The organism is Pseudomonas sp. PH1b, assembly GCF_000633395.1.
In the GTDB taxonomy this organism is placed as follows: Bacteria; Pseudomonadota; Gammaproteobacteria; order Pseudomonadales; family Pseudomonadaceae; genus Aquipseudomonas.
On sequence record NZ_AYMU01000009.1, the window covers coordinates 200,251 to 220,026 of the forward strand.

A 19,776-nucleotide genomic window follows, 5' to 3' on the forward strand; every position below is an offset into this window, starting at 1 on the left:
GGTCAAAATTACTCTTCACGGGCCGTAGCCTCCGTGCTGACAGGACTGGTGAACTCGGGCTTGAGCTGGCCGTCCTGGCCGAGAAGCCAGGCATCCATCACCTGACGCACTACCGGGGCTGCGACACCGGAACCCGACTCACCGTTCTCGACCATCACCGAGACCACGATCTTGGGGTTTTCTGCCGGAGCGAAGCCGACGAACAGGGCGTGGTCGCGATGCCGTTCCTGAACCTTGGAGCGGTCGTACTTCTCACCCTGCTTGATCGCCACCACCTGGGCGGTACCACTCTTGCCGGCAATCCGGTACGGCGAACCGGCCGCAGCCTTGCGGGCGGTACCCCGGGCACCATGCATCACCTGCTGCATGCCGTGGTTGACCTTCATCCAGTCCGAGGGGTCACGCAGGACAATATCCGGCATCGGGTTGTGATCCACGGGCTTCTCGCCCTCGATGCTCTTGGCCAGGTGCGGACGATTCCAGCGGCCCTTGTTGGCCACCAGTGCCGTGGCCTGGGCCAGCTGCAGCGGCGTCGACTGCATATAGCCCTGGCCGATTCCGAGAATCAGGGTTTCTCCCGGGAACCAGGCCTGACGCCGGGTGGCGCGCTTCCACTCGCGAGTCGGCATCAACCCCGGGGACTCCTCGAACATGTCCAGCGAGACCTTCTGGCCTATCCCGAACTTGTTCATATAGGCCGAAAGCCGATCGATGCCCAGCTTATGGGCAAGGTCGTAGAAATAGGTGTCGTTGGACCGCATGATCGCGGTGTCCAGGTCGACATAACCGTCACCGGTACGGTTCCAGTTGCGGTACTTGTGATCGTAATTGGGCAGCTGGTAGTAACCCGGGTCGTAGACTCGGGTCGAAGCCGTGACCACCCCGGCGTCCAGCCCGGCAATCGCCACCGCCGGCTTGATGGTGGAACCTGGCGGGTAAAGGCCACGCAATACCCGGTTGAACAGCGGCCGGTCGATGGAGTCGCGCAGTTCGGCATAGGCCTTGAAACTGATGCCCGTGACGAACGGGTTGGGATCGAAGCTCGGCTGACTGACCATTGCCAGGACTTCGCCGGTGTTCGGGTCCAGCGCCACCACGGCACCCCGGCGCCCACCCAGGGCCAGCTCGGCAGCTTCCTGCAGTTTGATGTCCAGGCTCAGAACAATGTCCTTGCCGGGAATCGGATCGGTACGCTTGAGCACTCGCAGTACCCGCCCCCGGGCGTTGGTCTCAACCTCTTCGTAACCCACCTGGCCATGCAGCTCCGACTCGTAGAAACGCTCGATGCCGGTCTTGCCGATATGGTGAATACCCGCGTAGTTCACCGGGTCCAGGGACTTCTGCTCCTTTTCGTTGATCCGCCCCATGTACCCCACAGAGTGAGCAAAGTGCGCCCCCTGAGGGTAATGCCGGACCAACTGGGCAACCACCTCCACCCCAGGCAGGCGGAACTGGTTCACCGCGATGCGGGCGATCTGCTCTTCCGTCAGCTCGAACAGGATCGGCACCGGCTCAAATGGCCGCCGCCCCTGCTTCATGCGCTTTTCGAACAGCACCCGGTCTTCCGGGGTCAGCTCCAGCACCTCGACAATCACATCGAGCACCTGCTGCCAATCGCCGGAACGCTCTCGGGTCATGCTCAGGCTGAAGCTGGGACGGTTATCAGCCACCACCACACCATTGCGGTCAAAAATCAGCCCGCGAGTGGGGGGAATAGGCTGCACATGAACCCGGTTGTTCTCCGACAGGGTCGAGTGATAGTCGTACTGGATCACCTGCAGGTAATACAGCCGGGCAATCAGCACCCCAATCAGGCAAACCACCATAATGGCGCCGAACACGACCCGGCCACGCACCAGACGGGCGTCTTTTTCGTGGTCCTTGATACGGATCGGCTGGGACATTAGGGGCGCGGGCTACTTGTGGTAAGGGTGCCCGGACAGCACGGTCCAGGCACGATACAGTTGTTCACCGATGAGAATCCGCACCAGCGGGTGCGGCAAGGTCAGCGGCGACAGCGACCAGCGCTGATCCGCCCGTGCGCACACCTCAGGCGCCAGCCCCTCCGGGCCGCCGACCATGAAGTTCACGGTTCGCGAATCCAGGCGCCAGCGATCCAGCTCCACCGCCAGCTGCTCGGTGCTCCAGGGCTTGCCGTGCACCTCGAGGGTAACGATGCGCTCGTTCTGCCCGACCTTGGCCAGCATGGCTTCGCCTTCCTGGCGGATGAAGCGGGCCACGTCGGCGTTCTTGCCCCGGGTATTGAGCGGTATTTCCACCAGTTCCAGCGCCAGCTCGGATGGCAGGCGCTTGGCATATTCGTGCCAACCTTCTTCCACCCACTTGGGCATGCGTGAACCGACAGCGATCAGACGCAGGCGCACAACCGCCCCTTATTCCTGGTCTTTGTTGAGCTTGTTGAAGTGCTCGTGGCCGACTTCAGGGCTGTGGTGCTTGCCATCGGCGGCACGGCTCTGCTCGGCACCTTTCCACAGACGCTCGAGGTCGTAGAACTGACGGGCATTGGAAGTCATCATGTGCACGATGACGTCATCCATATCCAGCAGAACCCAGTCGCTGTCGCCCTTGCCTTCTTCACCCAGCGGCTTGACGCCCTGGGCTTTGACCGACTCGCGCACCTTGTCCAGCATCGCGCCGATCTGGCGGTTGGAGGTACCGGTGGCGATGATCATGTAGTCGGTGATGCTCTGCTTGTCACGTACGTCGATCACCAGTACGTCCTGAGCCTTGACGTCTTCCAGGGCCGCTACGGCAACCTTGACCAGCTCTTCGCCCTTGAGGGGCTCACCACTGATGACTTTTTCCGGCAGCGGTGCACTTTTGAAGGTGCCTTTGCGCTTTACTTTGTTTACGTCGTTGTTCGTCATATAAAACTCGTTTTGCTCGTATGTTCGGGCGCTTCAATACACGACTGTTCGTGCCTTCAAGCGCGCCGCTTTAGTTCGACGCACGGTAAAGTCCGTGCGCATCGATGTAGGCCAGAACCGCGTCAGGCACCAGGAAACGTACCGACTTACCGCTGGCCAGCAGTTGACGGATCTGGGTGGCAGACACCGCGAGCGGCGTCTGCCAGACGAATGCAATGTGTCCCCCCGGCCCCTTGAGGGCCAATGGGTCGCTCACCGAACGCGCCGCCAGCAGGTTGCGCAGGGCATCCGGCGGCTCGCTGTCGGCATCCGGGCGTTGCAGCACCAGGATGTGGCAATGCTGGAGCAACTCCTCCCAGCGATGCCAGGTGGGCAGGCCGCAAAAAGCGTCCCAGCCCAGTAACAGAAACAATTGGTCATCTGCGGCCAGCTCGGCCCGCATCTGCTCCAGGGTGTCGATAGTGTAGGACGGCTTGTCCCGCTTCAGTTCACGATCGTCCACCACCAGAGGGGAGACGCCCGCCACCGCACACTCGACCATCGCCAGACGGTCGAGCGCCGACACCTGCGGTGTATCCCGATGAGGCGGCCTGGCACTGGGTGTCAGGCGCAGCTCATCGAGCTGCATGGATTCCGCCACCTCCAGCGCGCCACGCAAGTGGCCGATATGCACTGGATCGAAGGTGCCGCCCAGCAGACCGATACGTTTGCCCATCAAGTGCGCACGTGACCGTCGCCGAAGACCACATATTTCTCGCTGGTCAGCCCTTCCAGACCCACCGGGCCACGGGCGTGCAGCTTGTCGGTAGAGATGCCGATCTCCGCGCCCAGGCCGTATTCAAAGCCGTCGGCAAAGCGCGTCGAAGCATTGACCATCACCGAGCTGGAATCCACTTCGTTAAGGAAGCGCCGGGCGTCACTGAAGTTCTCGGTGACGATCGCATCGGTATGGTGCGAACCGTAGGTGTTGATGTGCTCGATGGCTTGCTCCAGGTTATCCAGCACCCGGATCGAAAGAATCGGCGCAGTGTACTCGGTACGCCAGTCTTCTTCAGTGGCTTGCAGCACATCGCCCCCCAGGATCGAACGGGTCTGGGCACAGCCCCGCAGTTCGACGCCCTTGTCGCGATAGATTGCGGCCAGCGGCGGCAATACCCGATCGGCAATGGCAGCGTGCACCAGCAGGGTTTCCATGGTGTTGCAGGGGGCGTAGCGATGGGTCTTGGCGTTGTCGGCGATACGGATCGCCTTGTCCAGGTCTGCCGCCACATCAATGAACACATGGCAGACGCCGTCCAGGTGCTTGATCACCGGAACCTTGGCATCGCGGCTGACCCGCTCGATCAGGCTCTTGCCGCCACGCGGCACGATCACGTCGACGAACTCGGGCATGGTGATCAGCGCCCCTACCGCGGCACGGTCAGTGGTTTCCACCACCTGCACCACATGGGCCGGCAGATCGGCAGCCGCCAGGCCCTGCTGAATGCAGGTCGCAATGGCTCGATTGGAATTGATCGCCTCGGAACCGCCCCGCAGGATGGTGGCGTTGCCCGACTTCAGGCACAGGCTGGCGGCATCGATGGTCACGTTCGGCCGTGACTCGTAGATGATGCCGATCACCCCCAGGGGCACGCGCATCTTGCCCACCTGGATGCCCGAAGGCAGGTAGCGCATATCGCGGATCTCACCGATGGGGTCAGGCAGCTTGGCCACCTGACGCAGACCTTCGATCATTTCATCGATACGCACAGGCGTCAGCGCCAGGCGATCCAGCAGCGCTGGCTCCAGACCATTGGCCCGGCCATTGGCCAGATCCTGCTCGTTGGCTGCCGTCAGTTCCGGTCGCGCCGCGTCCAATGCATCGGCAGCCGCCAGCAGCGCACGGTTCTTCTGTGCGGTGGTAGCGCGGGCGATCACCCGGGAGGCCTGGCGGGCAGCGCGACCCAAACGGGTCATGTAGTCAAGAACGGACTCAGTCATGGTCTGGTGTGGTCTTGGCAAAGAGGAAAGCGGCTGATTATAGCTGTCGCGCCCGCCCACGGACAGCGGTCACGGGCGGATGGTCGAAATACTCGTGGTTCAGCCTGAATTAAGCCTGGAGTTGTTATGATTCCGTCACATTTTCCGCCATAACCCTGCGCCCCATGTCCATCCTGACCTCCGCGAAACTGCCCAAAGCCCTGCCCGACTGCTTTTTCGACCGTGATGCGCAGCTTCTGGCCCGCGAACTGCTGGGCAAAGTCATCCGCCATAAAGTCGGCGAGTTGTGGTTATCCGCGCGGATTATCGAAACCGAAGCCTATTACTGCGAGGAAAAAGGCAGCCACGCCTCCCTCGGCTACACAGAAAAGCGTAAGGCTTTGTTTCTGGATGGCGGGCACATCTATATGTACTACGCCCGAGGTGGTGACTCGCTGAACTTCAGCGCCCAGGGCCCCGGCAATGCGGTACTGATCAAATCCGCCTACCCCTGGGTCGACGACGTCTGCGGACCTGCCAGCCTGGCGCAAATGCTCTTGAACAATCCCGACAGCGCCGGCCGGCCGCGACCTTCACAGAAGCTCTGTGCCGGCCAGACACTGCTGTGCAAGGCCCTGGGCCTGAAAGTCCCTGACTGGGATGCGAAACGCTTCGATCATGAAGTCCTCTTGGTCGAGGATGTAGGCGCCGCCGTACCGCACATTCTGCAAACCACTCGCCTGGGCATCCCCCACGGGCGCGACGAACACCTGATGTACCGCTTTGTCGATGCCGCCTATGCCCCCTACTGCACACGGAACCCCCTGCGCCGCGGCCAAGTCGAAGGCCGTGATTACCTCAGCCTCGACTGACGCCCCACTACCCGCCAGACACTGACAATGGAGTTGAATCTATGGGCCCATGGCTCGACAGCGTAACCGCCTGGCTGACCACCCATCCAGAGTGGCTGGCCGCCGCCGTCTTCATCGTGGCCTGCATAGAATGCCTGGCAATCGCCGGCCTGATCGTCCCGGGTACCGTGCTGCTGTTCGCCATAGCCGTGCTGGCCGGCAACGGCGCGCTGTCTTTGGGGGAAACCCTGCTGCTGGGCCTGCTCGGCGGCTTGCTGGGGGACGTGGTGTCCTACGTGCTGGGACGACGCTTCCATCAGAGCATCCGCCGCCTGCCAGGCCTGCGCCAGCATCCAGAGTGGATCAGTGGCGCTGAGTCCTATTTCCAGCGCTATGGCATTGCCAGCCTGCTGGTAGGACGCTTCATTGGCCCGCTGCGGCCAATGCTGCCGATGGTCGCGGGCATGTTCGACATGCCTTTTCCGCGCTTTTTCGCCGTCAGCCTGCTGGCTGCCACCGGCTGGTCGGTGGCGTACCTGCTCCCTGGCTGGGCCACAGGCGCGGCAATTCGCCTGCCATTGCCGGAAGGTTTCTGGCCCCAGGCCGGGATCGTCATCGCCAGCCTGGCCGCGTTGATTGGCCTGAGCGTCAACAGCAGTCTGCGCCGTCATCGCCGGGCGACCCAGCTCATGTCCGGCCTGAGCCTGCTGCTCCTGGTCGCGCTGTTCAGCGGCTTTCCCTACCTGACCCAGTTTGACCAGGGACTGATCGCCCTGGTGCAGGAGCACCGCGAGCCAGTCCTGGACAAGATCATGGTGATGGTCACCCAGATCGGCGAATTTCGCGCCATGTTCATCCTCAGTGCGGTGCTGACCCTGTTGCTGCTGGCATTGCGTCAATGGCGCCAGGCGATATTTGCCGGTGCAACCCTGATGTGCACGGCCCTGGCCAACACCGGTAGCAAATGGTTTTTCGCCCGGCTCCGCCCCGAGGTGCTGAGCGAACCGCTCACCAGCTTCAGCATGCCCAGCGGACATTCTTCAGGGGCCTTTGCGCTGTTCCTGACCCTGGCGGTGCTGGCCGGTCGCGGTCAGCCACCGCGCATGCGCCTGACCTGGCTGCTGCTGGGCTGCCTGCCGGCCGCGGCAATCGCCTTGTCCCGGGTTTACCTAGGCGCCCATTGGCCCACCGACATCCTCGCGGGTACCTTGCTGGCAGTCTGTGTCTGCGCCGCCAGCCTGACCTTGATTCAGTGGCGATGCCCACTGCCGCCGATGCCGGCCAAAGCCTGGTGGCTGCTGTTGCCAGTGATGCTACTGATGTGCGGGTTCATGGCCATGCGGCATCTGCCCCATGCCCTGCTGCGGTACGCCTATTGAGCCGTGATGAGAGGGCAGCCGCTCAGGCGAAGAGCTCGCCCTGCAACTCATCCAGCAGCACCTGAATGGCATCGAGCCGCTGTTGCGGCTCATCCAGTTGCAACAGGTCGATCTTGTCCCGCTCGGAAAAGGGCAGCAGGTAGGCCAGTTGATTGGCCAGGGACAACTGGCCCCGGGCTTCGACGCCCATGTCGAGGGCTTCGACCATCGGGTGCTCGGCCAGGGCCTTGAGCAGCGCGATCAAGTCGGCGTCCTCGTCCTGCAGCGGCTGCTCCTCAGCCTCCTCCAGCCACTGCACCTGCGCCACCGTCAACTGGTCCTTCTGCACCTCGCTGCTCAGGACTCGAAAGCGCCGACCGCCCTTGACCCGGATCCCCAGGAGCCCGTTGCCCTGCTGATGAAAGTCGGTGATCAGTGCCTCGCACCCCACCAAGGCAAAGCCCGGTGCGGCCGCACCGACCTCGTCGCCCTCCAGGATGCACACCACCCCGAAACCGCTGCCCTGCTTCATGCAGCGGCCGATCATGTCCAGGTAGCGGGCCTCGAAGATCTGCAGATCGAGGACGCAATCAGGGAACAACACGGTATTCAGCGGAAACAGCGCCAGGCTCATACACCCATCCTTAAACCAGCAAAGACACCGCCAACGGCAACAACACCGCCGTGGCCACGCCCATCAGACTCATCGCCAACGCCGCAAAGGCGCCGCACTCCTCGCTTTCCTGCAAGGCCACCGAAGTGCCCACCGCATGAGCGGTCATGCCCAGGGCCATGCCTCGTGCTTCAGGCGCATGGACTCCCAGGCGGTTGAGGATGCCCGGGCCGAAGATCGCCCCGATCACGCCCGTGATCAACACGAACACCGCCGCCAGCGCTGCGACACCGCCAATCTGCTCGGCCACCAGCATGGCGATCGGTGAAGTCACCGACTTGGGCGCCATGGTCATCAGGATCATGTGCTCGGCGCCAAACCACCCGCCCAACAGTACCCCCAGACTGGTCGCCACCACCCCACCCACCACCAGCGTAGTAAAAATCGGCCAGAACAATTGGCGAATGCGCCGCAGATTGAGGTACAGCGGCACTGCCAGGGCTACCGTGGCGGGCCCCAGCAAGATACTCAGGATCTCCGTGCTCTTGCGGTATTCGGCGTAGCTCAGGCCACAGCCGAGCAGCACTGCGATCACCAACAACATGGACACCAGCACCGGCTGCAGGAACATCCAGCGGGTCTTCTCGAAGGCCGCCAGCACCAGTTGATAGGCGCCGAGGGTAATGCCAATGCCGAACAAGGGGTGGTGAATCACCGCCGCCCAGGCACCCTGCCAATCGATAATCATGGGCGCTCCTCGCGCCGGGCCTGGCGCTTGACCAGACGCTGCATCAGCACCCCGACAAAGGCCATGGACACCACCAGCGACAGCACCAGCGCGCCGGTGATGGCCCAGAAATCCGCGGCGATATCCCGGGCATAGACCATCACCCCAACGGCAGGCGGCACCAGCAGCAACGGCAGGTAGCGCAGCAAGCTGCTGGCCGCCAGGTTCAACGGTTCGCCCACTTCACCGCGCACGATCAGGAATACCAGCATCAGCAACAGGCCGATGATCGGTCCCGGAAGCACGGGCAACAGCAAATGATTGAGCGCCGTCCCGAGCAATTGGAACAGCACCAGCCATGTCAAACCGCGTAACAACATACCGCCTCTCCAGCCAGGACCCGTCGCGCATTATAAGCACGCAGACGCTATGGATCGGCATTCGCCAAAAGCATGGATGTTTACCAGGCCAGATCGCCATGATGATCTAGAGTGGAAGTTTCAGACCGCGAAACGCTGCGTCGAATACTAAAAAATCGTTGAACCAAGGAGAGTGTCAATGCCCTATGTTCCTGTTGCAGAGCTCAAAGATTATGTCGGGAAGGAACTGGGACGTTCCCCATGGCTCACCATTGACCAGGAGCGTATCAACCTGTTTGCCGAGGCCACCGGCGACTTCCAGTTCATTCACGTGGACCCGGTCAAGGCGGCACAAACTCCGTTCGGCAGCACCATCGCCCATGGTTTCCTGACCCTGTCACTGATCCCCAAATTGATGGAAGACATCCTCGTGCTGCCCCAGGGCCTGAAGATGGTGGTCAACTATGGCCTGGACAGCGTGCGCTTCATCCAGCCGGTGAAGGTCGACTCTAAGGTACGACTCAAGGTCGACCTGACCGAAGTCACCGAGAAGAAACCCGGCCAGTGGCTGCTCAAGGCCACCGCCACCCTGGAGATCGACGGCCAGGAAAAACCCGCCTACATCGCCGAACCCCTGTCGCTCTGCTTCGTCTGAAATACCCCCTGATGCGAAACAGCTCACGCTGTTTCGCTCAACCTCTCTATATATAAGCCACACCGCTGCGGCATACTCGGTCCCCTAATTATCCGGAACCCGTTATGCGCCCACTTGCACCCCTGGTTTTGACCCTTTTGCTCAGTGCCTGCGGAGACGGCGAGTCATTGTTGCCGCCCGATGCCCGTCTGCCGGACGGCGGGCGCTACCGCGGTGAACTGGTCAACGGCCTGCTGCAGGGTCAAGGGCGCATCGACTACCCCAACGGCAGCTGGTACGCCGGCCAGTTCGACAACGGTCAATGGCATGGCCAGGGGGAGTGGCACGGCAGCAATGGCGAGGTTTACCGCGGCCAGTTCCAGCAAGGCCTGTTCCATGGCCAGGGCACCCTGACCACCAAGGGCAGCAGCTACAGCGGCGGTTTCAAACTGGGCCGCCGAGACGGCGAAGGGACCCTCAAAGAAGACGGCATGACCTACCGTGGCGAGTTCAAGGCCGACCTGTACTCGGGGCTGGGCCGCCTGGAGCTGGAAGACGGCAGCCAATACCAGGGCCAGTTCGCCAAGGGCAAGCCCAACGGCGAAGGCCAGCGCAGCGACGCCAGCGGCAACCAGTTCACCGGGCACTTCGTCAATGGCCAGCTGGAGGGCAATGGCACCTTCAACAGCGCCGAGGGCGACATCTACGTCGGCGGCTTCAAACACAACCAGCTCAATGGCAAGGGCCGCTATGAGAACTCCGATGGCGACGTCTGGATCGGCCAGTTCAAGGAAGGCGCACTGGGCGGCAAAGGCGAACTGATCGGCGCTGATGGCAGCCATTATGTCGGCACCTTCAGCGACTGGCGCTTCAGCGGCGAGGGGCGCTTGAACCTCAGCGACGGCAGCTTTTATGTCGGCGGCTTCGACAGCGACAACTACCAGGGCCACGGAGTCCTGGTACTGCGTGACGGCAGCGTGCAAAGCGGCGTGTGGAACAACGGCCTGCGGGTCCGCGACGCCGATGGCAAGCTGCTGCCCGACCCGCTGGAAACCGCCCTGCTGGTCCAGGGGACCTTGCTCAAGGAAGCCCTCGATGCGGTACCCGCCTCTACTGCAGCCATCGAACTCTACAGCCTGACCCTGGCCGGCGATGGCAAGCAGAGCGTCTTCCTGCGTGAGGCCGACTACGTCAGCAACATGCTCGCCAGCCGCTTCGGCGCCTATGGCCAGATCCGCCTGGTCAACCACCGCGACCATCTGATGAACCGCCCCATGGCCACCCGGGAAAACCTGCGCCGCGCCGCCCAGACCCTGGCCGCGCGCAGCGGCCCCGAAGACCTGGTGTTCATCTACCTCACCAGCCACGGCACCAGCGCCCACGAACTGGTCCTCGACCAGCCGCGCCTGGAACTGGCGGACCTGCCCGCCGACGAACTGGCCACGGCCCTGGCGCCGTTGAAAAATCGCGACAAGATCATCGTCATTTCGTCCTGCTATTCCGGCGGCTTCATTCCCGCCCTCAAGGACGAGCACACCTTGATCATGACCGCCTCCCAGGCAGACCGGGTGTCCTTCGGCTGTTCGGAAGAGGCCGACTTCACCTACTTCGGCGACGCTCTGTTCGCCCAGGCCCTGAACCAGACCGACGACCTGGAGCACGCATTCAAACTGGCGCGGGCTACCGTGGCCGAACGTGAACAGGCCGATAACTTCGAAGCGTCCGAACCGCAGATCTGGGCTCCAAAGGGCGTCATTGCACACTGGCAGCAACTGCGCAAACAGCAGGCACGAAAAGCACTGCAAAGTGTCTCTATAAGCAGCAAGGAAGCACAGAGCAACTAAGCTGAAACAGTATCAAGGGGGAATGACTATGTACTTGACGCCTCAGCACATCCTGCTCGCCGGCGCCTCCGGCCTGACCGGAGAGCAACTGCTGGATCGCCTGCTCAACGAGCCCACCATCACCCGCGTCCTCGCACCCAGCCGGCGACCACTGAGCGAGCACCCACGGCTGGAAAACCCCGTCGGTGACCCCGCAGTGCTTCTCCCGCAGTTGAGTGGCAAAGTTGAAATCGCCTTCTGCTGCCTGGGCACCACCATCAAGCAGGCCGGCTCCGAGGCCGCCTTCCGCGCCGTCGACCTGGACCTGGTGGTGGCCTTCGGCAAACGCGCACTGGAAATGGGCGCACGGCATCTGGTGGTCATCAGCGCCCTGGGCGCCGATCCCAAGTCGTCGATCTTCTACAACCGGGTCAAAGGCGAGATGGAAGAAGCCCTGAAGCAGCAAGGGTGGCCACAACTGACCATTTGCCGGCCCTCCCTGCTACTGGGTGACCGGATCGAACCGCGCCTGGGCGAACAACTGGCCGGTCCGCTGTCGCGGCTGATTCCGGGCAAGTACCGCGGCATCGAAGCCTGCCAACTGGCCCGTGCCATGTGGCGCCTGGCCCTGGAAGAACAAAGCGGTACCCGAGTCGTGGAATCGGACGAGTTGCGCAAGCTGGGCAAATGACTCCATCACTGGCGAACCGGTGCTTGCTTGCGCAGGCGCCGTTAGGCCGATCCCCCTACAACCCTCCCGTAGCCTGAAACCCCACGCCCAGCACGGTCAGCACCGACAGCGGCAACAACAGGGTATCGAGCAAGGCACTGGCCGGCAGGTCCGCCCCTGGATAGCTGGGCGCTGCGGCGCCAAAGCGGTCCATGGCGCAACAGCCGCCTTGCAACGCATACAGATCCAGGCGGGTGCCCGAATACACCACCGGCGCGCCGGGTTGTGCGGCATTCAAGGTGCGCACCGTGGCACAGCCCCCCACCTGCAGCACCACCAACAGCATCAGCAGGAATTTACTCATCACTGCTCAAATGGTGCTCGCCCCAGCGCGGCAGCATGTCCTGGGGAATATTCAGCAGGTTGAGAATCCGCGCCACGACGAAATCCACCAGGTCATCGATGGTCTGTGGCTGGTGATAGAAGCCCGGCGAGGCCGGCAGGATGGTCACGCCCATGTTCGACAGCTTGAGCATGTGCTCCAGATGGATGCTGGAATACGGCGCCTCGCGGGGCACCAGGATCAACTGCCGGCGCTCCTTGAGGGTCACATCCGCCGCGCGCTCGATCAGATTGTTGCAGGCACCGGTGGCAATTGCCGACAAGGTGCCAGTGGAACAGGGCACCACCACCATCGCCGCCGGCGAGCCGGAGCCCGAGGCCACCGGCGACATCCAGTCTTCCTTGCCATAGACACGGATCTGCCCCGCCTCTGCACCGGTGTACTCGGTGAGGAAGGCCTGCATCATCTGCGGCTTGGACGGTAAGGTCACATCGGTTTCCGTGGCCATGACCAATTGCGCCGCCTTGGAAATCAGGAAATGCACTTCCCGATCCTCACGCACCAGGCAATCGAGCAGGCGCAAGCCATACTGGGCGCCCGAGGCACCGGTCATCGCCAGGGTGATGCGTTCCGGGCCGTTGTTCATTGCAACGCCTCGGCCAGCTTGCCGTGCAGACCGCCAAAACCACCGTTGCTCATGATCACCACCTGGGTGCCCGGCCCGGCCTGGCTTTTCACTTGTTCGATGATGCCTTCCAGGGAGTCGCTGACCGTCGACGGTACCGCGCATTGGCCGGCAATGGCCGCCAGGTCCCAGCCGAGATTGGCCGGCGCATACCAGATCACCTGATCGGCCTGCTTGACGCTTTCCGGCAAACCGTCACGGTGCGCGCCCAGTTTCATGGAGTTGGAGCGCGGCTCGATGATGGCAATCACCTGTGCCTCGCCGACGCGCTTGCGCAATCCGTCCAGGGTCGTGGCGATGGCGGTCGGGTGGTGCGCAAAGTCATCGTAGATGGTCACGCCATGCACCTCGGCCACTTTCTCCATGCGCCGCTTCACGCTCTTGAACGCACTCAGCCCGGCGATGCCCATTGCTGGCACCACGCCCACATGCCGTGCAGCAGCCAGAGTGGCCAGGGCATTGGCGACGTTGTGCTGCCCGGTCAACGCCCATTCCACCACGCCCTGGCTGACACCCTCGAACATCACTTCAAAGGCCGAACCGTCTTCACTGAGCAACTTGACCTGCCACTGGCCACCGTCACCGGTGGTCTGCACCGGGGTCCAGCAGCCCATCTCGATCACCCGCTGCAACGCCGGCTCCGTGGTGGGATGGATCACCAGGCCTTCGCTGGGAATGGTCCGCACCAAGTGGTGAAACTGCCGTTCGATGGCGGCCAGGTCTGGGAAGATGTCCGCATGATCGAACTCGAGGTTGTTGAGGATCGCGGTGCGTGGGCGGTAGTGGACGAACTTCGAGCGCTTGTCGAAGAAAGCGCTGTCGTACTCATCGGCCTCGATCACGAAAAACGGCGTGTCGCCCAGACGCGCCGAAACGGCGAAGTTCTGCGGCACGCCGCCAATCAGGAAGCCCGGGCTCATCCCGGCATGCTCCAGGACCCAGGCCAACATGCTGCTGGTGGTGGTCTTGCCATGCGTACCGGCCACCGCCAGCACCCAGCGGCCCTGCAGCACATGGTCGGCCAGCCACTGCGGGCCGGAGACATAAGGCAGGCCTTTGTTCAGCACATATTCCACAGCCGGATTGCCCCGGGACATGGCATTGCCGATGACCACCAGGTCAGGCGCCGGGTCCAGCTGGGCCGGATCATAGCCTTGAGTCAGCTCGATGCCCTGGGCTTGCAGTTGGGTGCTCATGGGTGGATAGACGTTGGCGTCGGAGCCCGTAACGTGATGGCCCAGCTCTTTGGCCAGAACCGCCATCGACCCCATGAAAGTGCCGCAGATACCGAGAATATGGATGTGCATAGTCGACCTCATAAAACATCGGCGCAGGTTAGCCTAGAGGGCTGTAAATCGCACCCTTTAGCTGACGGGGAGATGCAGCCGTGGCGCCAGGCCGTGCAGGGACCCAAGGCCTGCGACTGAATGCGGCTCGCTATGACTCCGAAGCTCGAACACCGCCTGCGGCAGCGGCCATCCGCAAACGGATGGCCGGCTCAGCGCGCGATACCGTGCTTGCGCAGCTTTCTATACAGGGTATTGCGACTGACCCCCAACTGCTCCGCGGTGTGGGTCATGTGCCAGCGCTGTTGCTCCAGTGCCGTCAATAACGCCAGGCGCTCGGCATCTTCCAGGGGGCGCTCCACTTCCCCATCGACCGCAGCGCTGACTGGCGCCGCGCGACTGTGGCGAATCAAGGGCGGAAGGTCCTCCATGCCGATACGGCCGTCCTCGCACAAGGCCGCCAAGGTCCGCAGCACATTGCGCAGTTGCCGCACGTTGCCCGGCCACGGGTAACCCAGCAGGGCCTGGCGCGCCGCCTCATCCATCTGCACCGGCTGCCCTCCCGCCTCTTCAGCCAGGAGAAAGTCCAGCAACTGGGATTTGTCGCTGCGCTCACGCAGGGCCGGCAACGCAATCTCCAGGCCATTGAGACGGTAATACAGGTCCTCGCGAAAGCTGCCATCGCGCACCCGTTCCAATAGATCACGGTGGGTGGCACTGATGATGCGTACGTTGACCGCCTGCGGCTCGCCGCCGATGGGCACCACCAGGCGGTCTTCCAAGACCCGCAACAGGCGGGTCTGCAAGGCCAGGGGCATGTCGCCGATTTCATCCAGGAACAAGGTGCCACCGTCGGCTTGCTGCAACTTGCCGCGCATGCCTTCCTTGCGCGCCCCGGTAAAGCTGCCACCGCGATAACCGAAGAGCTCGCTTTCGATCAGGCTTTCTGGAATCGCCGCGCAGTTGAGGGCAACAAAGGCTTTTTCCGCACGCGGGCTGCCCTGGTGCACCGCCTTGGCGAATGCTTCCTTGCCGGAGCCGGTTTCGCCATTGATCAACAGCGGCACATCACGTTCGAATACGCGCAGGGCCCGACGAAAATCATTCTGCAGACCTTCATCCCCCAGGCAAATGCCGCCCGAGGCCCGTGGCGCTACAACAGCAAGCGACGGCCGCGGCATGGGCTGCGCCGCCGGTTGCGGCTGGCCCCGCAGCAAGGCGAACAGACGACGCCCGTCCCGGGTCCGCAGCGGCCAACTGGCGCTGGCGTTGATACTGGCACGGGCCAGCAACTCATCCAGCGAGCAGTCGAAGAAACTATCCACCGGCTTGCCCAGCAGGCCGCCGCGGATGTGCCCCAACAGATTCAGGGCACTCTGGTTCACCGCGCTGATGCGCCCTTCGCCATCGAATGCCAGCAACCCCTCGCTGAACAGCCCCACCGACTCGGCCTGCAGATGAAAGCGCAACAGCCACTGGTTCTCGAAGTAGCGCAGGAAATAACAGCTTTCGATCATCTTCGCCGAGAGATTGACCAGGGCCATGGTATGGAACTGGCTCTGGCGGGAGACATCCTGGCGGGCCGACGACACATCGAGCACCGCCAGCAATTCGCCATGGGGATCGAACACCGGACTCGCGGAACAGGTCAGGCCGGTGTGCCGACCACGGAAGTGCTCGCCCTGGTGAATGGTCAGTGACTGGCGCTCCACCAGGCAGGTGCCGATACCGTTGGTACCTTCCCGAGCCTCGCTCCAGTCGGCACCGAGCCAGAGGCCCGCGTGCTCGAAGATCCGGCGCTCGCTGGGGGCAGTGATGCAGTTGAGGATCACGCCCCGGGCATCGGTGAGCAGCACCGCGTGACCGGCACCGGACAATTGCTGGTGCAGGTTGGCCATCTCGGTACCGGCAATTTGCAGCACGTCCTGCAGGCGCTCGCGGCTCTCCAGCAGGCGGCCATGCTCGAGCACGGTAGGGGCCATGGCCTGGGACGGATCGAGGTGATAGTCCTCAAGGCAGCGCAGCCAGGAGCGGGCGATCGAAGGATCGCTGCCTGGGCCCTGCAAATGGGCTTTGCCCTGGGCCACGGTCAGCACTTGCTGGGCATGCCGAGTCAGATGATTGCTGCTGTGCATTTCTTATTATTCTCCTGCTGCGCGGTCACGCGCGGACGCCATCCTGTAGCCGCTGGCGGAGGTGACGCTCGTCCTGGACGACACCCCATGAAATGGATGCAAGGTCTTGCTCGCGCCCCCCCGCGGCTCTTCCCGAGCAGTGGCGGCGGCGGTAGCCCCACGAATCTGTCCGACAAGATTCGGCACGCGAACCAGCATCCTCCAGCAGCCCTGTCATTGCAATGCCGGCTTGACCCGTGAGTCACAGCTTGTGCCAGATAGGTTACAAACTGTCACTCATGGCTGTGCCGGATCCGTCACAGGCGGCTGCCATCGATACCTCACAACATCCGCAACCCCTTGATGCACAAGGCCCACGCCTCGCTGGCCCGACCTTTGCTCTACGCTTGTCATGCGCTACAGCGCGTCCTCCCCCATAAGCATAAAAGCCAGGAGATACCCACCATGCGTTACGCACACCCCGGTACTGAAGGCGCAATCGTTTCGTTCAAGAGCAAGTACGGCAACTACATCGGCGGCGAATTCGTCGCGCCCGTCAAAGGCCAGTACTTCACCAACACTTCACCGGTCAATGGCCAGCCCATTGCCGAATTCCCCCGCTCCACTGCCGAAGACATCGACAAGGCCCTGGACGCCGCCCATGCCGCCGCTGACGCCTGGGGCGCCACCTCGGTACAGGCCCGCTCGCTGATCCTGCTGAAGATTGCCGACCGCATCGAACAGAACCTGGAACTGCTGGCCATCAGCGAAACCTGGGACAACGGCAAGGCCGTGCGCGAGACCCTCAACGCCGACATTCCCCTGGCCGCTGACCACTTCCGCTACTTCGCCGGTTGCCTGCGGGCCCAGGAAGGCAGCGCCGCGGAAATCGACGGCAACACCGTGGCCTACCACATCCACGAACCCCTGGGCGTGGTCGGGCAGATCATCCCGTGGAACTTCCCGATCCTGATGGCCGCCTGGAAACTCGCCCCGGCCCTGGCCGCCGGCAACTGTGTGGTGCTCAAGCCCGCCGAACAAACGCCACTGGGCATCACCGTGCTGATGGAACTGATCGGCGACCTGCTGCCGCCCGGCGTGCTCAACGTGGTGCAAGGTTTCGGTCGCGAGGCCGGTGAGGCCCTGGCCACCAGCAAGCGCATCGCCAAGATTGCCTTCACCGGCTCGACCCCGGTGGGCTCGCACATCATGAAGTGCGCGGCCGAGAACATCATTCCGTCCACGGTGGAGCTGGGCGGCAAGTCGCCGAACATCTTCTTCGAAGACATCATGCAGGCCGAGTCCACCTTCATCGAGAAGGCCGCCGAAGGCCTGGTACTGGCCTTCTTCAACCAGGGCGAAGTCTGCACCTGCCCTTCCCGTGCCCTGGTACAAGAATCGATCTACGACGAATTCATGCAGGTGGTGATGAAGAAGATCGAGCAGATCAAGCGCGGCGACCCCCTGGACACCGACACCATGGTCGGCGCCCAGGCGTCCGAACAGCAGTTCGACAAGATCCTCTCCTACCTCGACATCGCCAAGAACGAAGGCGCGCAGCTGCTCACCGGCGGCAAGGTGGAGAAACTCGATGGCGACCTGGCCACCGGTTACTACATCCAGCCGACCCTGCTCAAGGGCACCAACAAGATGCGCGTGTTCCAGGAGGAAATCTTCGGCCCGGTGGTGAGCATCACCACCTTCAAGGACGAAGCCGAAGCCCTGGCGATTGCCAATGACACCGAGTTCGGCCTGGGTGCCGGGGTCTGGACCCGCGACATCAACCGCGCCTACCGCATGGGCCGCGGAATCAAGGCCGGCCGCGTCTGGACCAACTGCTACCACCTGTACCCGGCCCACGCCGCGTTCGGTGGCTACAAGAAGTCCGGTGTCGGCCGTGAAACCCACAAGATGATGCTCGACCACTACCAGCAGACCAAGAACCTGCTGGTGAGCTACGACATCAACCCGCTGGGCTTCTTCTGATCCACCCTCCCGGCGACCCAGGTCGCCGGGAGGCCTCTTGCGGCATCGCCGCGCACGCTTGACCCGTTCCGATCCGGCGCCCAGGGCCAGCCGGACGGGACACTGCTGTCGGAAGTACTGCGCCAAAACAGTCGTGCACAAGGCCCAAAGAGGCTGCTGAAAAACAATAACAAGGGACGCTCCCAATGGATCAGATCGGCAACTACGTGCTCTACCTCATCATGCTCTGCGCCGTACTCGGCGCCTTCGCCGCTATCTATGACAGCGAGCGCGGACTGGGCAAGGAATTCATGGAAGGCATCCATGCCACGGGCTACATCTTCGTCCCGGCGGCGGGGATCATGGCCTCCATCCCCTACCTGACCGTGGTCATCGAGACGGTCTTCGGTCCCTTCTTCAACTCCCTGGGTGCCGACCCGGCCCTGGCGGCGACCATGATCATCGCCTCGGACATGGGCGGCTATCAGTTGGCCTCGGCCCTGGCAGCCAGCAAGGAAGCGCTGGTGATGGCACTGATCACCGGCTTCATGGGCGGCGCCACCATCGTCTTCTCGATCCCCATGGGCCTGGCGATGCTCGACAAGCGCGACCACAAGTACATGGCCCTGGGCATCATGTCCGGGATCCTGACCATTCCGGTCGGGGTCATGATCGCCAGCCTGATCCTGGCCTTCAGCAACCCGGTGGTGCGTGAACTGGTGACCACCAACGGTGAAGCCAGCTACCAACTGGCTCTGGGCCTGGGCAGCATCTTCGCCAACCTGCTGCCGATCCTGATCTTCGTCGTGGCTCTGGCCCTGGGCCTGCGCTTCTTGCCGGACATGATGATCAAGGGCTTCATCATCTTCGGCCGGGCCATGGACGCCGCGATCAAACTGGTGCTGGTGTTCTCCATCGTCGAATACTTCACCGGGGCGTTCTCCGCGGTGTTCGGTGGCTGGGGCTTCCACCCGATCATCGCCGACGCCGAGGACCAGACCCGTGCCCTGGAAACCGCCGGCTACATCGGCATCATGCTGGCCGGTGCCTTCCCCATGGTCTACCTGCTGCGCAAGTACCTGGGCAACCCCCTGGAGAACCTCGGCGGCAAGATCGGCCTCAGCGCGGTGGGCAGTGCCGGCATGCTGGCGACCATCGCCAACATCCTGGCCATGTTCCGCCTGGTGCGCTTCATGCCGCCCAAGGACAAGGTGATCAACATCGCCTTCGGTGTCTGCGCGGCGTTCCTGCTGGGTGACCACCTGTCCTTCACCGCCAACTTCCAGCCGACCATCATCCTGCCGGTGCTGATCGGCAAGATCAGCGCCGGGTTCGTCGCGGTGGGCCTGGCCTATTGGCTGTCGGTGCCCAAGGCGCTGCAACTGGAAGCTCAGGATCGGGCCGCCGGGATCATCGCCGAAGGCGAATACCTGGGCGGTACGGCGGTGGAGTCCCCGGTACCGGCCGGGCAGAAGGCCACGGCCTGATTCCGGCGCGGCGA

19 protein-coding genes are annotated in these 19,776 nt (G+C 62.9%); 7 read left to right on the top strand and 12 right to left on the bottom strand.

All coding sequences use genetic code 11. From position 1 onward, the window contains the following. Positions 1 to 8: 8 nt before the first annotated feature. The 5 genes from mrdA to U873_RS0116475 form a co-directional block, all read right to left on the bottom strand. Entirely contained in the window at positions 9 to 1,904 is a 1,896-nt protein-coding gene (gene mrdA / locus U873_RS0116455) for a penicillin-binding protein 2 (protein ID WP_025129302.1), read from the bottom strand. A 12-nt stretch (positions 1,905 to 1,916) separates the two neighbouring features. Beyond that, positions 1,917 to 2,384 carry a 23S rRNA (pseudouridine(1915)-N(3))-methyltransferase RlmH gene (gene rlmH, locus U873_RS0116460; protein ID WP_009051038.1) on the bottom strand — a complete coding sequence of 156 codons (468 nt, stop codon included), beginning with the start codon at positions 2,382 to 2,384 and terminating at the stop codon, positions 1,917 to 1,919. A 9-nt stretch (positions 2,385 to 2,393) separates the two neighbouring features. After that, positions 2,394 to 2,888 (bottom strand): ribosome silencing factor, encoded by a 495-nt coding sequence (gene rsfS / locus U873_RS0116465; RefSeq protein ID WP_025129303.1) that lies wholly within the window; start codon positions 2,886 to 2,888, stop codon positions 2,394 to 2,396. A gap of 70 nt (positions 2,889 to 2,958) precedes the next feature. Beyond that, positions 2,959 to 3,603, bottom strand: coding sequence for a nicotinate-nucleotide adenylyltransferase (gene nadD / locus U873_RS0116470; protein WP_025129304.1), 645 nt, complete (start codon positions 3,601 to 3,603; stop codon positions 2,959 to 2,961). Then, positions 3,603 to 4,868 (bottom strand): glutamate-5-semialdehyde dehydrogenase, encoded by a 1,266-nt coding sequence (locus U873_RS0116475; RefSeq protein ID WP_025129305.1) that lies wholly within the window; start codon positions 4,866 to 4,868, stop codon positions 3,603 to 3,605. The genes nadD and U873_RS0116475 overlap by 1 nt, the downstream gene beginning before the upstream one ends. Positions 4,869 to 5,032: 164 nt before the next feature. On the opposite strand from U873_RS0116475, the gene U873_RS0116480 reads away from it, so the two are divergent. Both U873_RS0116480 and U873_RS0116485 read left to right on the top strand, forming a co-directional pair. Then, on the top strand, positions 5,033 to 5,719 hold the full coding sequence (locus tag U873_RS0116480; protein WP_025129306.1) for a DNA-3-methyladenine glycosylase: 687 nt from the start codon (positions 5,033 to 5,035) through the stop codon (positions 5,717 to 5,719). A gap of 41 nt (positions 5,720 to 5,760) precedes the next feature. After that, positions 5,761 to 7,077 (top strand): bifunctional DedA family/phosphatase PAP2 family protein, encoded by a 1,317-nt coding sequence (locus tag U873_RS0116485; protein ID WP_025129307.1) that lies wholly within the window; start codon positions 5,761 to 5,763, stop codon positions 7,075 to 7,077. Positions 7,078 to 7,099: 22 nt separating this feature from the next. On the opposite strand, the gene U873_RS0116490 is transcribed toward U873_RS0116485, so the two are convergent. From U873_RS0116490 to U873_RS0116500, 3 genes are read right to left on the bottom strand one after another with little or no spacing between them, the layout of a single operon-like run. Beyond that, a complete protein-coding gene (locus U873_RS0116490) occupies positions 7,100 to 7,690 on the bottom strand; it encodes an LON peptidase substrate-binding domain-containing protein (RefSeq protein ID WP_025129308.1) in 591 nt (196 codons plus the stop codon). Positions 7,691 to 7,700: 10 nt separating this feature from the next. Beyond that, positions 7,701 to 8,417, bottom strand: a complete 717-nt coding sequence (locus U873_RS0116495; RefSeq protein ID WP_025129309.1) for an LrgB family protein — start codon at positions 8,415 to 8,417, stop codon at positions 7,701 to 7,703. After that, positions 8,414 to 8,776 carry a CidA/LrgA family protein gene (locus U873_RS0116500; RefSeq protein WP_025129310.1) on the bottom strand — a complete coding sequence of 121 codons (363 nt, stop codon included), beginning with the start codon at positions 8,774 to 8,776 and terminating at the stop codon, positions 8,414 to 8,416. The genes U873_RS0116495 and U873_RS0116500 overlap by 4 nt, the downstream gene beginning before the upstream one ends. Positions 8,777 to 8,954: 178 nt before the next feature. On the opposite strand from U873_RS0116500, the gene U873_RS0116505 reads away from it, so the two are divergent. From U873_RS0116505 to U873_RS0116515, 3 genes are all read left to right on the top strand, one after another. Beyond that, positions 8,955 to 9,410: a MaoC family dehydratase gene (locus U873_RS0116505; protein ID WP_025129311.1), complete on the top strand. Its 456-nt coding sequence runs from the start codon at positions 8,955 to 8,957 to the stop codon at positions 9,408 to 9,410. A gap of 104 nt (positions 9,411 to 9,514) precedes the next feature. Continuing rightward, a complete protein-coding gene (locus tag U873_RS0116510) occupies positions 9,515 to 11,233 on the top strand; it encodes a C13 family peptidase (RefSeq protein ID WP_025129312.1) in 1,719 nt (572 codons plus the stop codon). A gap of 28 nt (positions 11,234 to 11,261) precedes the next feature. After that, a complete protein-coding gene (locus tag U873_RS0116515; protein WP_025129313.1) occupies positions 11,262 to 11,903 on the top strand; it encodes an oxidoreductase in 642 nt (213 codons plus the stop codon). A gap of 55 nt (positions 11,904 to 11,958) precedes the next feature. On the opposite strand, the gene U873_RS0116520 is transcribed toward U873_RS0116515, so the two are convergent. The 4 genes from U873_RS0116520 to U873_RS0116535 form a co-directional block, all read right to left on the bottom strand. After that, positions 11,959 to 12,246, bottom strand: coding sequence for a YceK/YidQ family lipoprotein (locus tag U873_RS0116520; protein ID WP_025129314.1), 288 nt, complete (start codon positions 12,244 to 12,246; stop codon positions 11,959 to 11,961). After that, on the bottom strand, positions 12,239 to 12,871 hold the full coding sequence (gene ubiX / locus U873_RS0116525) for a flavin prenyltransferase UbiX (protein ID WP_025129315.1): 633 nt from the start codon (positions 12,869 to 12,871) through the stop codon (positions 12,239 to 12,241). The genes U873_RS0116520 and ubiX overlap by 8 nt, the downstream gene beginning before the upstream one ends. Then, on the bottom strand, positions 12,868 to 14,217 hold the full coding sequence (gene mpl / locus U873_RS0116530) for a UDP-N-acetylmuramate:L-alanyl-gamma-D-glutamyl-meso-diaminopimelate ligase (protein WP_025129316.1): 1,350 nt from the start codon (positions 14,215 to 14,217) through the stop codon (positions 12,868 to 12,870). Before mpl ends, ubiX begins: the two co-directional genes overlap by 4 nt. Before the next feature lie 191 nt (positions 14,218 to 14,408). Next, a complete protein-coding gene (locus U873_RS0116535) occupies positions 14,409 to 16,331 on the bottom strand; it encodes a sigma-54-dependent Fis family transcriptional regulator (protein WP_025129317.1) in 1,923 nt (640 codons plus the stop codon). A 444-nt stretch (positions 16,332 to 16,775) separates the two neighbouring features. Here U873_RS0116535 and U873_RS0116540 point away from each other — a divergent pair, with 444 nt between their 5' ends. Both U873_RS0116540 and eutH read left to right on the top strand, forming a co-directional pair. Beyond that, a complete protein-coding gene (locus U873_RS0116540; RefSeq protein WP_025129318.1) occupies positions 16,776 to 18,296 on the top strand; it encodes an aldehyde dehydrogenase family protein in 1,521 nt (506 codons plus the stop codon). Between the two features lie 185 nt (positions 18,297 to 18,481). Beyond that, positions 18,482 to 19,762, top strand: a complete 1,281-nt coding sequence (gene eutH / locus U873_RS0116545; RefSeq protein ID WP_025129319.1) for an ethanolamine utilization protein EutH — start codon at positions 18,482 to 18,484, stop codon at positions 19,760 to 19,762. Positions 19,763 to 19,776: the final 14 nt, after the last annotated feature.

Excerpts from the sequence above, each read along its gene's own strand:
- U873_RS0116515 (WP_025129313.1), top strand. The coding sequence starts at position 11,262 with ATGTACTTGACGCCTCAGCACATCCTGCTCGCCGGCGCCTCCGGCCTG.
- U873_RS0116520 (WP_025129314.1), bottom strand. The coding sequence starts at position 12,246 with ATGAGTAAATTCCTGCTGATGCTGTTGGTGGTGCTGCAGGTGGGGGGC.
- ubiX (WP_025129315.1), bottom strand. The coding sequence starts at position 12,871 with ATGAACAACGGCCCGGAACGCATCACCCTGGCGATGACCGGTGCCTCG.
- U873_RS0116475 (WP_025129305.1), bottom strand. The coding sequence starts at position 4,868 with ATGACTGAGTCCGTTCTTGACTACATGACCCGTTTGGGTCGCGCTGCC.
- U873_RS0116510 (WP_025129312.1), top strand. The coding sequence starts at position 9,515 with ATGCGCCCACTTGCACCCCTGGTTTTGACCCTTTTGCTCAGTGCCTGC.
- U873_RS0116535 (WP_025129317.1), bottom strand. The coding sequence starts at position 16,331 with ATGCACAGCAGCAATCATCTGACTCGGCATGCCCAGCAAGTGCTGACC.
- U873_RS0116500 (WP_025129310.1), bottom strand. The coding sequence starts at position 8,776 with ATGTTGTTACGCGGTTTGACATGGCTGGTGCTGTTCCAATTGCTCGGG.
- U873_RS0116490 (WP_025129308.1), bottom strand. The coding sequence starts at position 7,690 with ATGAGCCTGGCGCTGTTTCCGCTGAATACCGTGTTGTTCCCTGATTGC.
- U873_RS0116495 (WP_025129309.1), bottom strand. The coding sequence starts at position 8,417 with ATGATTATCGATTGGCAGGGTGCCTGGGCGGCGGTGATTCACCACCCC.
- U873_RS0116540 (WP_025129318.1), top strand. The coding sequence starts at position 16,776 with ATGCGTTACGCACACCCCGGTACTGAAGGCGCAATCGTTTCGTTCAAG.
- mpl (WP_025129316.1), bottom strand. The coding sequence starts at position 14,217 with ATGCACATCCATATTCTCGGTATCTGCGGCACTTTCATGGGGTCGATG.
- eutH (WP_025129319.1), top strand. The coding sequence starts at position 18,482 with ATGGATCAGATCGGCAACTACGTGCTCTACCTCATCATGCTCTGCGCC.
- nadD (WP_025129304.1), bottom strand. The coding sequence starts at position 3,603 with ATGGGCAAACGTATCGGTCTGCTGGGCGGCACCTTCGATCCAGTGCAT.
- rsfS (WP_025129303.1), bottom strand. The coding sequence starts at position 2,888 with ATGACGAACAACGACGTAAACAAAGTAAAGCGCAAAGGCACCTTCAAA.
- mrdA (WP_025129302.1), bottom strand. The coding sequence starts at position 1,904 with ATGTCCCAGCCGATCCGTATCAAGGACCACGAAAAAGACGCCCGTCTG.
- U873_RS0116505 (WP_025129311.1), top strand. The coding sequence starts at position 8,955 with ATGCCCTATGTTCCTGTTGCAGAGCTCAAAGATTATGTCGGGAAGGAA.
- U873_RS0116485 (WP_025129307.1), top strand. The coding sequence starts at position 5,761 with ATGGGCCCATGGCTCGACAGCGTAACCGCCTGGCTGACCACCCATCCA.
- U873_RS0116480 (WP_025129306.1), top strand. The coding sequence starts at position 5,033 with ATGTCCATCCTGACCTCCGCGAAACTGCCCAAAGCCCTGCCCGACTGC.